A 12,718-nucleotide genomic window follows, 5' to 3' on the forward strand; every position below is an offset into this window, starting at 1 on the left:
AGGCCTTCTCAGGGAAAGGTGGTTGCGCAACCGGCCCACGGCAGGCCCAGACCCGCGAGGGCGGCATGGCATCCGCACCGGTACCCACATTCTCTCCAGAAAGCAGTGAAAAGCAGCGGGCCGCCGTGCTCTCCCTGCTGGCCGCGTTGGGGCTTACGTTACTTAAGCTGGCTGTGGGCCTTGCTACCAACAGCCTGGGCATCCTTTCCGAAGCATTGCACAGCGGCCTGGATCTGCTGGCCGCGGCCATGACGCTGCTGGCCGTGCGCATTTCCGCCAAACCGGCGGACCAGGGGCATCCCTATGGCCACGGCAAGATAGAGAACCTCTCTGCCCTGGGGCAGACCCTGCTTTTGTTCCTGACCTGCGCCTGGGTGGTGCACGAGGGCGTATCACGCCTGCTTGCCGGTGCAAGCCCGGTGACGCCTTCTCTGTGGGGCGTGGGGGTCATGGCCGTATCCATGGCCGTGGACGTCAACCGCGTGCGCATCCTGCGCCGGGTGGCCCGCCGCTACAAAAGCCAGGCCCTGGAGGCCGACGCGCTACATTTTTCCACGGATATCCTGTCCTCGGCCGTGGTGCTGGCGGGGGTGCTGGCCGTCTGGCTGGCGGCGGTTCTGCGCCTGCCGGATCCGCTGCACAGGGTACTGGCGCAGGCCGATACCGTGGCCGCGCTGCTGGTGGCGGTGATTATCTTCCGGGCCAGCCTGCGCATGGCGGCTGCGGCGGTGAACACGCTTATGGATTCCGGTTCCGCCGCGGCGCAGCAGGAAGCAGTCCGCGCGGTGGAAGCCGTGCCTGGCATTGCGGAGGTGCGGCGGGCGCGGGTGCGGACCAGCGGGCCGCAGAATTTTGTGGATCTGACGGTGGGCGTTGCGCCGGGCCTGCGCGTTGCCGACGGGCACCGCCTGGCTCACGAAGCCGAAGTGGCCGTGGCTGCGGTATTGCCTGGAGCGGACGTCACCGTGCATGTGGAGCCGGCCAGAGTCAAGGCTGCGGACAATCCCTTTGCCGTGGTGCAGCGGCTGGCCTCGGAACACGGCCTTTCCGTGCACAACGTGCACATCTTCCATGCCGATGCGGGCGCGCGCATTGAGCTGCATGTGGAACTGCCGGGCGGCATGCCTTTTGTTCAGGCCCACGCCCAGGTGGGCGCGTATGAGGCGGATCTGCATAAGGCTCTGCCGGGCGTGGAGGTGCTGAGCCATCTGGAGCCGGAAAACCCCGCCGCCGAGCAGGAAGCGGGTGCGGCTGTTTCCGTGCCCTTTGCGGATATGGCCTGGGCGCAGATCCGCGCCGCCGCGGCCCAGGAGCCGCTGGTCAGCAACCCGCACCGCTTTTCCACCTACACCTTGCCGGAGCAGGGCGTCTGCCTTTCCTTTCACTGCGCCGTCAACGGCGGGCTCAGCGTGGAGGAGGCCCATACGGTCTGCAACCGTCTGGAGCAGCGGATCCGCGCCGCCGTTCCCATGGTGGGGCGCATCGTCATTCATCTGGAGCCGGAAGCCGCGGCCTGAGGCCGCAGTCGGCGCGAGCCCTCTTTGCCCTGTTACGTAAGCGCGTTTTCCTGTGCCGCTTCTGCCGCCGTGGCTGCAGCCTCTGCGGGGTCAGTCGCACCGGCGGCGGCAGCGAGGCCGCGCCACAGCTCATCCAGGCCAAGCCCCGTGGCGGCGGCGGTGAGCAAGGGGCGGCGGGGCAACAGCAGTTCCCATTCCTTTTGTCTGGCGGCGCGTTCGCGCTGGCTGCACTTGTCCGCCTTGGTAAGTACGGGCAGCAAGGGCAGGCCGTGGACGCGGGCAAAGTCCACCAGATTTTTGTCCAGTTGCTGCGGCGGCAGGCGGCAGTCCAGCAAAAGGGCCAGGGCGCGCAAAGCCCGGCAGCCGAGGAAGTATTTTTCCATCAGCCTGGCCCACTTCTCGCGCTCCGCATGGCTGGCGCGGGCATAACCGTAGCCGGGCAGATCCACCAGATAAAAGCCCGCCGGCTCCACCCGGTAAAAATTGATGGAGCGCGTCTTGCCCGGCGTGGCGCTGACCTTGGCCAGCTTGCGGCGGCCGGCCAGAGCGTTGAGCAGGGAGGACTTGCCCACGTTGGAGCGTCCGGCCAGGGCGATCTGCGCCTCGGGACGGTCCATGAGCTGCGCGGGGGTGTAGACCGTGGCTTCCAGGGCGAGGGTAGGGCGCATAAAAACCTCATGTGTTGCTTGAAGGGGACGCCTTGACAAGCGCCTTGCGTTGGATAAGAAGTATGGATTCACAGCGCTGCCTTTCGGCAGGCGTTTTTCACGGTAGCCGCTCTCGCTTCCCTTGGCAAATGCCGGTTGTCCCGGTCGCCCGGCGGCGCGGAACCTACGGGGCGCGGCCTGTACAGGCTGCGGCGGCCGGACGCATCCGAATTTTATGGAGGAAAACCCATGTATTCGACCACGGATTTCCGCAAGGGCCTGAAGATTGAAGTGGAGGGCACCCCGTACGAAATTGTGGAATTTCAGCACTTCAAGCCCGGCAAGGGCGGGGCCATGGTGCGCACCAAGCTGCGCAACATCCTCACCGGCCGGATGCAGGACATCACCTTCCGCTCCGGCGAAAAAGTGGGCAAGCCCGACCTGGAAAGCCGCGACATGCAGTTCCTCTACCGTGAGGGCGAGGATCTTATCTTCATGGATATGACCACCTACGAGCAGATGCAGATGCACATCGCCACCACCGACGGCAAGGAAGGCTTCCTCAAGGACGGCCAGGAATGCCGCGTGCTGCTTTACAAGGGCAGCCCCCTGGACGTGGACATTCCGCTGAGCCTGGTCCTGCAGGTGGTGGAGACCGAGCCCGGGGCCAAGGGCGATACGGTGAGCAACGTCACCAAGCCCGCCAAGCTGGAAACCGGCATTACGGTTCAGGTGCCCATTTTTGTCAATGAGGGCGACCGCATCAAGGTGGACACCCGCACTAAGGAATACCTGGGTCGGGAGTAGTCCTGTCCAGGGAGGGTAGCCCTACGGATTCCCACAAGTTCAGTCGCGAGCTTTTCGGCCTTTTCCTGCTGTTCTGGGCTCTGCTGCTGCTGCTCAGTCTGGTCAGCTTTGACGCCAATGATCCAAGCCTCAATCATGTGGTCAGCGGCGCGGCGGTAGTGCGCAACAAGGCAGGCCTGTTCGGCGCGTATGCCGCGGGCTTTCTCAACGACGTATTCGGCGTGGTGGCCCTGCTGTGCCCCCTGGCTTTCGGGGCGCTGGGCGCGGCGTGCATTTCCTCGGCCTACAGTCTGCACTGGCTGCGCTGGTGCGGCTTCTTCCTCATGACCATCTGTCTGCTGGTTATGGCCGCGGCCTGGGATTTTTCCGTGGGCGATCTCTGGGGCGGCGGCATGGTGGGCAATGCCCTGCACCACAATGCCAGCCGCTACCTGAGCCCCGGCGGCTCGGCCCTGCTCTGGATTTTTGTGGCCCTGATGGGCACGCAGCTTGCGGGCAACATTTCCTGGTTCGCTCTGACCGGGCGGCTGGGCCGCTGGCTGCACGCCCGCTGGCTGGCCTGGCGGGAAAAGGCCGATCAGGAAGCAAAAACGTCTTACCGTGCAGCCGAGGCTGCGCCCGCCATGCCGGACGCCGCGGCCGAGGGCCCGGAAGACAATTCGTTTGCGGCCCGGCTGCGGGCCCGGCTGCACCTGCCTTCGCGGGAATTCTGGACCGGGCTGCGGGACAGGCTGGGCGACATCCGGCCCACGGCCGACCGCCTGCCCAAGGTTTATGAAGAGAACGGCGCGGAAGGGGCCGCCCCGCAGCACGCCGCCGCTGCGAACCTGCATGGGGCAGGGCAGGGCGACGCCGCCGCGCCGCAGGTTGCGCCTTCTTCTGTGCCGCAGGACGACGACGATCCCTTCCCCGTAACCGAAACCTTCGGGCCCGTGGCGGCTTCCCCGCAGTCTGCGGCAAGCGCTGCGGCGGCCCAGGCCGCCGCAGGCGCAACGCCCGTGCCCGCCCCTCAGGCGGCTTCCCCCGCCCCAGCGGCCGCGGCGCAACCTTCGCGCGGCGGCGTGCGTGCAGCCCTGGCGCCCCTGCTGGGCAAAAAGGCCCCCATCCCGCTGCCCAGCCTGGATCTGCTTGCGCCTCCGGCCAAAACCCCGGCCGGCCCCGCCAGGGAGGACAGGGAGGCGCGGGGCAAGGCGCTCATAGCCTGCCTGCGGGATTTTGACATTCAGGGCGAGCTGGTGCGCATTACGCCGGGCCCGGTGGTCACCATGTATGAGGTGCGCCCGGCCCCCGGCATCCGGGTAAGCCGCATCGCCAACCTGAGCGACGATCTTGCCCTGGCCCTCAAGGCCATTGCCGTGCGCATCCAGGCCCCCATCCCCGGCACAGACACCGTGGGCATTGAGATCCCCAACGAGAACCGGGAGACGGTCAACTTCCGCGAGCTGGCGGCCAGCGAGGCCTTCCGCAAGGGCTGCGGCCCCCTGACCATGATCCTGGGCAAGGATATTGCGGGCCAGCCGTATATGGCGGATCTGACCCGCATGCCGCACCTTCTGGTGGCCGGGGCTACGGGCGCGGGCAAAAGCGTCTGCCTCAACGGCATCCTCATCAGTCTGCTTTACCGCACCCAGCCGGAGGATTTGCAGCTTCTGCTGGTGGACCCCAAGCGCATTGAAATGGCCGTTTACGCGGACGAGCCGCATTTGGTGCATCCTGTGGTCACGGAAATGAGCGAGGCCAAGAACGCTCTGGACTGGGCCGTGCACGAGATGGACCGCCGCTACGAGGCCATGGCCCGCCTGGGCGTGCGCAACGTGGCGGGCTTCAACCAAAAACTCGCGGCGTACAAAAATGACCTGCCGCCCGATTTCGCCGATCTGGAGCCTTTGCCCTATCTGGTCATTGTCATCGACGAGCTGGCGGATCTGATGATGACCGCCGCCCGTGAGGTGGAGACCAGCATCGTGCGCCTGGCGCAGCTGGCCCGCGCTGCGGGCATCCATATGATTCTGGCCACCCAGCGCCCCAGCGTGGACGTGGTTACCGGCCTGATCAAGGCCAACTTCCCCTGCCGCATTTCGTTTCAGGTCACTTCCAAGCACGATTCGCGCACCATTCTGGATCAGGTGGGCGCGGAGCACTTGCTGGGCCGCGGCGACATGCTCTTCAAACCCAGCGGCGGCCGTCTGCTGCGTCTGCACGGCCCCTTCCTGAGCGATGAGGATGTGCAGCGCGTGGTGGGCCACTGGAAGCGCCATCTGAACCCCGCCTACAAGGTGGACTTCGCCCAGTGGAGCCCGGAGGGCGCGGCCGGAGGCGGCGCCGGCGGCGGGGGCGGCGACGCTGCCCAGGACCCCCTGTACGGTGAAGTGCAGGTTTTTGTGAGCGAGCAGGGCAGGGCCTCCATTTCCCTGGTACAGCGGCGCTTCAAAATTGGCTTTAACCGCGCTGCCCGGCTGGTGGAACAGCTGGAACAGGACGGCATCATCGGCCCTGCCGACGGCAGCAAGCCCAGGGCTGTGGTGAAATAACCCGTTTCGCCTGCGGCCCCCTCGGCCGCCGGTCCCAAAAGGGCGCGCCCGCGCCCGGCAAGGCGGCCCTGGCCGCGGAGGAACTATGCGCGCATTGGCCCTGGCATTTCTGGCTTTGGTCCTGTGGCTGCCCGCCCCGGCGGCAGGTGCGGCCGATCCCCTGGTGCAGACGATCCAGGCCCGTTACGAAAAGTTGCAGGCCTTTTCCGCCACGTTTACGCAGGCCCTCAGCCACAAGGAAAGCGGCGCTACAGAGCAGCGGCAGGGCACGCTGCTGTTCCAGAAGCCCTTGCGCATCCGCTGGCAGACGGCGCGGCCCCATGAAGAAACCCTGGTGGTTACGGACAAAGAAATCTGGGACTACCTGCCCGATGAAGAGGTGGCCTACCGCTACCCCCCCAGCCTGGTGCAGGATTCGCGCAGCATTATCCAGGTCATTACCGGGCAGGCCGCCCTTACCAAGGATTTTGACATCAAAAATGAAGGCCAGGAGGATGGGCTCGTCAGGCTGCGCCTCTTCCCCAAGGAACCTTCGCCGCAGATGGTGGAGGCCGTCATCTGGGTGGAACAGGGCACGGGCTACATTCGGCGAGCCAGGATCACAGATTTTTACGGCAACGGCAACGAGGTGCGCTTTACGTCCTTTACCCCGGACGCCCGGCTGGAGTCCGGCGCGTTCCGCTTTGCCCCGCCCAAGGGCGTGGAGGTGGAGGACCGCATCGACCGCAACGTGCCTGAACGGGAACTTTTTAAATAGTCCAACCGCGCGGCCGCCTCGGTAAAAAATACCCGGGTGTGTAAAAGTTACCCACTTTGACGCAGGGCTTTGCCCGCGCAGCGGCGAAACCCCAGAGCGCCGCATTGTATTTCAGCCGAATATGGCATAGAGTATTCAACTTAGGTACGAAATCCGCTTGTGAAGGAGCAGGAAGATGATTGAGGAGAAAACCCCGGCCGCCGCGCCGGAGGAAGGCGTTGAAGATTTTGCCGCGCTGCTGGCGGCCCACGAGGCTACGGCGGGGCGTCTGCAGCCGGGCCAGAAAGTGGAAGGCACGGTTATCGCCATCAGCGGTGACAATGTCTTTGTGGACGTGGGCATCAAGGTGGACGGCATCATGGACCGCAAGGACATTCTGGACGCCGAGGGCAACGAGACGGTTAAGCCCGACGACAAACTGGAAGCCTGGGTCATCGGCGTTTCTCCGCAGGAGATCCGCCTCTCCCGCTCCATGAGCGGCAGCGGCGTGGCGGCGCTGGAAGAGGCCCGGGACAGCGGCGTGCCCGTGGACGGCCGTGTGGCGGCTGTCTGCAAAGGCGGCTACACCATTGAGGTGCTGGGCAAAACCGCTTTCTGCCCCGGCAGCCAGATCGGCGCTTCCGCTTCGGACGCCGAAGGCCTGGTGGGCCGCACGCTGCAGTTTGTGGTCACCAGGGTGGAGAACCGCGGCCGCAATATCGTGGTTTCGCGCCGCGCGCTCCTGGACCGCGAGCGGCAGGAAAGCCTGGAGGCCCTGCTCCAGACCCTCAAGGTGGGCGATACGGTGGAAGGTGCGGTTACCCGCCTCGCGCCTTTTGGCGCGTTTGTGGAGCTGGCCCCGGCCGTGGAGGGCATGATCCACATTTCCGAGCTTTCCTGGTCCCGGGTAAGCGCACCGGACGAGGCCGTGAGCCTCGGCGACGTGGTGCGGGCCAAGGTGCTCAGCCTGGATAAGGACAAAAAAGGCCAGGTGCGCATAGCCCTTTCGCGCAAGCAGGCCGAGGGCGACCCCTGGCAGGATGTGGCCCAGCGCCTTGTCCCCGGCGAAGTGGTGCCCGGCAAGGTGGTGCGGCTCGCCCCCTTTGGGGCCTTTGTGGAAGTGCTGCCCGGGGTGGAAGGCCTGGTGCACATTTCCGAGATGTCCTGGGGCAAACGCGTGCTCAAGGCTGAGGAGGTGGTGCAGCCTGGGGACGCCGTTTCCGTGAAGATCAAGGACGTCAACCCTGAGGCCCGCCGCATCTCCCTGAGTCTGCGCGAGGCTGAGGGCGACCCCTGGCAGGACGCAGCCCAGCGCTTCCCCGTGGGCGCCAGCGTTGACGGCACGGTGGAAAGCCGCAGCCAGTACGGCCTGTTCGTCACGCTCGCGCCGGGCATTACCGGCCTTTTGCCCGCCGGGGTGCTCAAAAATTCCAAGAACGCCGCCCAGTACAGTAAATTGGACAAAGGCGACGCCGTGACCCTGATAGTGCAAAATATGGACCCGGCGGCGCGGCGCGTTAGCCTGGCCCCCGAAGGCTCGGAAGCCGCGGAAATGGCCGAAGATAAGGCCTGGCGGCAGCACGCCAGGGCCGCTGGCGGCCACTCCGGCGCGGGGAGCGCCGGAAGCATGGGGACGAGCATTATGGCACAGGCTTTGCAAAAGGCTCTGCAAAAAAAATAGCAAGGAGCTTTCCATGACTGTGCGCAAATACCTTTCCGCTCTGGTGGCTCTGGCGCTGCTGCTTTCCTGGCAGGGCGCCCACGCCGCCGGGCTGCCCGACTTCAGCGATCTGGCCGCCAAATGCGGCCCCGCTGTGGTCAACATCAATACGGAGCGCAAGGCCAGCAGCGGCGATCAGGACGACATGTTCGGCGAGATGTTCCGCAACCTGCCGCCCGGATTTGAGAAATTTTTCGACCAGTTCGGCATGCGCGGCGGCAAGCGGCCCCAGATGCGGCAGAAGTCTTTGGGCTCTGGCTTCATCATTTCCGAAGACGGCTACATCGTCACCAACAACCATGTGGTGGCCGATGCGGACGTTATCCGCGTGACCCTGGATCAAAGCACGGGCAAGAGCGAAGCCATCCCGGCCAAGCTCATTGGCGCGGATGAAGAAACGGATCTGGCCCTGCTTAAGGTGGAAGTGAAAAAGCCGCTGCCGTTCCTCACCTTCGGGGATTCAGCCGCCTTGAAGGTGGGCGACTGGCTGCTGGCCATCGGCAATCCTTTCGGCCTGGACCATACGGTGACGGCGGGCATCCTCTCGGCCAAAAACCGCAATATCCACGCCGGGCCCTTTGACAACTTTCTGCAGACGGACGCCTCCATCAATCCCGGCAACAGCGGCGGCCCGCTGCTCAATCTGCAGGGGCAGGTCATCGGCATCAACACGGCCATTATCGCCAGCGGGCAGGGCATCGGCTTTGCCATCCCCAGCAACATGGCCTCCAACATCATCAATCAGATCAAGAGCGGCAAAAAAGTCAGCCGCGGCTGGATCGGCGTGACCATTCAGGATGTGGACGAAGGCACGTCCAAGGCCCTGGGCCTTGGCGAAGCCAAGGGCGCTCTGGTGGGCAGCGTTATGGAAGGCGAGCCCGCCGCCAAGGCCGGCATGAAGGACGGCGACATCATTCTGCGCGTGGACGGCAAGGACATTGCTGACGCCGCGGCCCTGCTGCGGGCCATTGCAGACAAAGCCCCAGGCTCCAAGGCCGCCATCGTGGTCTGGCGCGACGGCAAAACCCGCGAATTCACTGTGACCCTGGGCGAGCGCAAGTCCTCCCTCACTGCGGTCAAGGGCGGCAAGGACGGGCAAAGCGAGGGCCAGCTCGGCATCGCCGTGCGCCCCCTGACTGATGAAGAACGCCGCGAGCTCAAGCTGGACGCCAGGGAAGGCCTGCTCATTGTGGATGTGGATCAGAACAAACCCGCCGCGGAAGCGGATCTGCGCCCCGGCGACGTTATCCTTAAGGCCAACCTCAAACCGGTCAGCAGCGCCCAGGCCTTGTCGCAGATCGTCAACGACGAAGGCCTCAAGCGTGGGGCCGTTATGCTCCAGATTTCCCGTCGCGGAGACGTCTACTTCCGCACGGTGACGCTGGGCAAATAAGCGCATCATTCTTTTGCTGCGGGCAACCTGCAGCGTCCACAGGGGCATCCCTTGACGGGGTGCCCCTGTTTTTCTATTATATCACATCGTTATTTTTATTTTTGTCGCGGCGCACGCAGGCCTGCGGCGGCAGGGAAAAACATGAGCGAGCGCATTCTGGTGCTGGGCGGCGGGTATCTGAGCGCGGCGCTGCAGAACCTTGGCATGCAGGCGGTCACTGTGGGGCCGGGGGCCGGAGCGCACGGCGGCATAGAGCTGGACCATCCGGTCATGACGGCGCGGCTTCTGCACCTGCTGGCCGCCCAGGGATTTGTTCCGGATGCGCTTTTCTATGCGGACAACGGCAACCTGCCCCTGCTGTTGAACCCGGAAGACTTCCCTTGCCCCAGCGCATTCTATTCCATCGATACCTATTGCAATCCCTGGCACGTCCCCTACGCCCGCGGTTTTGACCTGGCCCTGGCGGCGCAGAAGGACCACCTCCCGCTTTTTGCGGACGAAAGCCGGTGCTGTCGCTGGCTGCCCTTGTTCTATCCTGGGGCGCTTCCTTCGTCCGTGCCGCCCTGGGCGGGCAGGGACGTGCCGGTCTCCTTTGTGGGCACCCTGGGGCACAAGAACAATCCGGACCGTCGGCCGTTTTTGGAGCGCTTCAGGCGGCAGCACCCTTTGGTTTGCCGCAGCGGCGACTACCGGCCGCTTTTTGCGCGCAGCCGCATTGTGCTCAACCAGACGGCCTTTTCCGAAGTGAATTTTCGCGTCTTTGAGGCCATGGCCTGGGGCGCTGCTCTGCTTATGGAGCGCTGCGGCAATGGCCTGACGGAGCTTTTCCGCCCAGGGGAAAACATCCTGCCCGTGTATCCCCGCAACGATGCGGCCGCCGCCGCTCGCACGGCTGCCGTCGCGCTGGCCGCCCCTGAACGGCTGGAGCGCGTGGCTGCCGCGGGGCGCAAACTTGTGGCCGAGCGGCACTCGGCGTCGGCGCGGGCCCGCACTCTGACCGCGCTGCTGGGGCAAGCGCGCAAAGCGGGGCTCTGGCGGCTGCGCCTTAAAGAAGAACATGAAGCGTGCAGGCGTGCGGTGCGCACGGCCTTCGCCATGCTGGCGGGAGAGCTTGCAGGGCCCGCCCTGCGCCCTCACGCCGCTTTTTTTGCCCGTTTTGCCGGCGCGTAGGGCGGCATTGCCGCGCCTGGGGTTCCGGCGTATGTTGCCGATGCGGGGACGGCGTTGGCCGCGTCCTGCAGCGCTGGCGTCCGCAGCGTTCATCGGCCGCGAGGCCAATTGCAACGGAGGTTGCCCATGCCTGTGGTCCACCCGGATGCGGGGCGTCTTGCCCCCCTGGAAAAACTGGAAAATATTCCCGCGCTCATGAGCGCGTACTATACGGAAATTCCCGACCCATCCCGACCGGAGCAGCGGGTGGCCTTTGGCACGTCCGGGCACCGCGGCAGCTCGCTGCTGCGCAGTTTTAATGAGGAACACATCTACGCCATCACCCAGGCGGTGTGCGACTACCGCAAAGCTCAGGGCATTGACGGGCCGCTTTTTTTGGGCGGCGATACCCATGCCCTTTCCGAGGCCGCCTACCGCTCGGCACTGGAAGTGCTGGCGGCCAACGGGGTGGCCGTTCGCGTGCCGCGCGGCGGGGCCTACACACCCACCCCGGCCATTTCGCACGCCATTCTGCGCTGGAATGCGGGCCGCCGGACAGGCCTTGCGGACGGCATCGTCATTACGCCTTCCCACAATCCGCCCCGCGACGGCGGCTTCAAGTACAATCCGCCCCACGGCGGCCCGGCGGAAGCGGCGGTAACCAGAGAGATCGAAGCCCTGGCCAACGCCTTTCTGGAGAGCGGCAACCGCGGCGTGCGCCTCCGCCCCCTGCGCGCGGCCCTGGCTTCGCCCCTGGTGGAGGAATACGACTTCATCCGCAGCTATGTGGACGACCTCGCCCAGGTGCTGGACATGAAGGCCATTGCTTCCTCCGGCCTGAAGCTGGGGGCGGACCCCCTGGGCGGCGCGAGCCTGCCCCTGTGGGAACCCATTGCCGAAACCTATGGTCTGGACATTACGGTGGTCAACAAAGCGGTAGACCCCACCTTCCGCTTTGTGCCCTGCGATAAAGACGGCAAAATCCGCATGGATTGCTCCTCGCCCTATGCCATGAGCCGGCTGCTGGAGATGCGCGGGCGGTTTGACCTGGCTTTTGCCTGCGATCCCGATTCCGACCGCCACGGCATTGTCACGCGCGAAGAGCTCATGCCGCCCAACCATTACCTGAGCGTGGCGGCCTGGTATCTGTTCCGCACCCGGCGGCAGTGGCCCTCCGGCTGCGGCATCGGCAAAACGCTGGTCACCAGCGCCATGCTGGACAGGGTAGGGCAGAGCCTGGGGCGTCCGGTGCTGGAGGTGCCCGTGGGCTTCAAGTGGTTTGTGCCGTACCTGCGCGACGGCCGCTGCGGCCTGGCTTGCGAGGAGAGCGCCGGGGCCTCCTTCCTTTGCTTTGACGGCAGCCCCTGGAGCACGGATAAGGACGGCCCCCTCATGTGCCTGCTGGCCGCCGAAATGATGGCTGTGGAGCAGGCCTCGCCTTCCGAAATGTACGAAGGCCTGACCCAGAGGCTGGGCAGGCCCGTATACCAGCGCCTGGACGCGCCGGCGGACGACGAGGTGCGCGCGGCCCTGGCCTCCGTGCGGCCTGAGGACGTCCCGCTGCGCAGCTTGGGCGGCGCGCCCGTGACGGCGGTGCTGACCCGCGCGCCCGGCAACGATGCGCCCATGGGCGGCATTAAAGTAGTGAGTGAAGAAGGTTGGTTCGCCGTGCGGCCTTCGGGCACGGAGCCCATCTGTAAAGTCTACACGGAAAGTTTTAAAGGAGAAGATCACCTTTGCGCCCTGCAAAAGGACGCCCTGGATTTTCTGGAACGCCTGCTCAAAAAAGGGTAGGGCATTTCACCTTTGAAATGCCCTTGGCGGCTGCGTAAGCAGCCGCCCGCCGTGCGGACGTGAGCGCCATGTCTTTGCGCTGTTAAGCGCCGAAAGGTAGTGTCCAGAATTTTTCGCACATTTCGTAGCGGCCCGCGTGGTCAGGATTTTTGGGTCTGCCTTAAGGCGCTGGCGCGGGCCTTGCGAGCGGTACATTCAAAGATGCCGCGGCTGCAAGGGCCGTGACAGCGCCGACGCTATTCTGCTTCCTCCCTGGACATGCACAGATACCGCTGTGTGCCCCATTTCTGGCCCGCCATATAGCGCAGCCGGGCCGCTACCAGCATTAAGGCCGCGTGCCCATCGGGAAAGCTCCCCACCACCCGCGTTCGCCGCCGAATTTCACGATTCAGCCTTTCGAGCGGGTTATTTGTCCGAATATGCC

The 12,718-nt window shown here is 65.1% G+C and carries 10 protein-coding genes; 8 read left to right on the forward strand and 2 right to left on the reverse strand.

Annotated elements, in window-relative coordinates:
• Window positions 1–65: 65 nt before the first annotated feature.
• Window positions 66–1,517: a cation diffusion facilitator family transporter gene (locus BLS55_RS11100; protein WP_092155202.1), complete on the forward strand. Its 1,452-nt coding sequence runs from the start codon at window positions 66–68 to the stop codon at window positions 1,515–1,517.
• A 32-nt stretch (window positions 1,518–1,549) separates the two neighbouring features.
• Here BLS55_RS11100 and yihA read toward each other — a convergent pair whose 3' ends face one another.
• Window positions 1,550–2,185 carry a ribosome biogenesis GTP-binding protein YihA/YsxC gene (yihA, locus tag BLS55_RS11105; RefSeq protein ID WP_092155204.1) on the reverse strand — a complete coding sequence of 212 codons (636 nt, stop codon included), beginning with the start codon at window positions 2,183–2,185 and terminating at the stop codon, window positions 1,550–1,552.
• A 228-nt stretch (window positions 2,186–2,413) separates the two neighbouring features.
• Here yihA and efp point away from each other — a divergent pair, with 228 nt between their 5' ends.
• The 7 genes from efp (at window position 2,414) to BLS55_RS11140 (ending at window position 12,294) form a co-directional block, all read left to right on the forward strand.
• Complete coding sequence (gene efp / locus BLS55_RS11110; RefSeq protein ID WP_092155206.1) at window positions 2,414–2,971, forward strand: elongation factor P; 558 nt, start codon at window positions 2,414–2,416, stop codon at window positions 2,969–2,971.
• A gap of 65 nt (window positions 2,972–3,036) precedes the next feature.
• Complete coding sequence (locus BLS55_RS11115) at window positions 3,037–5,502, forward strand: DNA translocase FtsK (RefSeq protein WP_373886032.1); 2,466 nt, start codon at window positions 3,037–3,039, stop codon at window positions 5,500–5,502.
• An 85-nt stretch (window positions 5,503–5,587) separates the two neighbouring features.
• On the forward strand, window positions 5,588–6,259 hold the full coding sequence (lolA, locus tag BLS55_RS11120) for an outer membrane lipoprotein periplasmic chaperone LolA (RefSeq protein ID WP_092155210.1): 672 nt from the start codon (window positions 5,588–5,590) through the stop codon (window positions 6,257–6,259).
• Between the two features lie 175 nt (window positions 6,260–6,434).
• Entirely contained in the window at window positions 6,435–7,919 is a 1,485-nt protein-coding gene (locus BLS55_RS11125) for a 30S ribosomal protein S1 (RefSeq protein WP_092155212.1), read from the forward strand.
• A 13-nt stretch (window positions 7,920–7,932) separates the two neighbouring features.
• The gene (locus BLS55_RS11130; RefSeq protein WP_092155214.1) at window positions 7,933–9,351 is read left to right on the forward strand and encodes a DegQ family serine endoprotease; all 1,419 of its coding nucleotides are present in this window, start codon (window positions 7,933–7,935) and stop codon (window positions 9,349–9,351) included.
• A gap of 141 nt (window positions 9,352–9,492) precedes the next feature.
• Window positions 9,493–10,521, forward strand: coding sequence for a glycosyltransferase family protein (locus BLS55_RS11135; RefSeq protein WP_092155216.1), 1,029 nt, complete (start codon window positions 9,493–9,495; stop codon window positions 10,519–10,521).
• A gap of 126 nt (window positions 10,522–10,647) precedes the next feature.
• Window positions 10,648–12,294 (forward strand): phosphoglucomutase, encoded by a 1,647-nt coding sequence (locus tag BLS55_RS11140; RefSeq protein ID WP_092155218.1) that lies wholly within the window; start codon window positions 10,648–10,650, stop codon window positions 12,292–12,294.
• Between the two features lie 236 nt (window positions 12,295–12,530).
• Here BLS55_RS11140 and BLS55_RS11145 read toward each other — a convergent pair.
• Window positions 12,531–12,718, reverse strand: a 188-nt coding sequence (locus tag BLS55_RS11145) for a transposase (protein ID WP_180365462.1), incomplete at its 5' end; no start/stop codon positions are given.

It is taken from the genome of Desulfovibrio legallii (assembly GCF_900102485.1).
Taxonomy (GTDB): domain Bacteria; phylum Desulfobacterota; class Desulfovibrionia; order Desulfovibrionales; family Desulfovibrionaceae; genus Desulfovibrio; species Desulfovibrio legallii_A.

Coding starts and splice junctions, on each gene's coding strand:
- BLS55_RS11100 (WP_092155202.1), top strand. CDS start 66: ATGGCATCCGCACCGGTACCCACATTCTCTCCAGAAAGCAGTGAAAAG.
- yihA (WP_092155204.1), bottom strand. CDS start 2,185: ATGCGCCCTACCCTCGCCCTGGAAGCCACGGTCTACACCCCCGCGCAG.
- efp (WP_092155206.1), top strand. CDS start 2,414: ATGTATTCGACCACGGATTTCCGCAAGGGCCTGAAGATTGAAGTGGAG.
- lolA (WP_092155210.1), top strand. CDS start 5,588: ATGCGCGCATTGGCCCTGGCATTTCTGGCTTTGGTCCTGTGGCTGCCC.
- BLS55_RS11125 (WP_092155212.1), top strand. CDS start 6,435: ATGATTGAGGAGAAAACCCCGGCCGCCGCGCCGGAGGAAGGCGTTGAA.
- BLS55_RS11130 (WP_092155214.1), top strand. CDS start 7,933: ATGACTGTGCGCAAATACCTTTCCGCTCTGGTGGCTCTGGCGCTGCTG.
- BLS55_RS11135 (WP_092155216.1), top strand. CDS start 9,493: ATGAGCGAGCGCATTCTGGTGCTGGGCGGCGGGTATCTGAGCGCGGCG.
- BLS55_RS11140 (WP_092155218.1), top strand. CDS start 10,648: ATGCCTGTGGTCCACCCGGATGCGGGGCGTCTTGCCCCCCTGGAAAAA.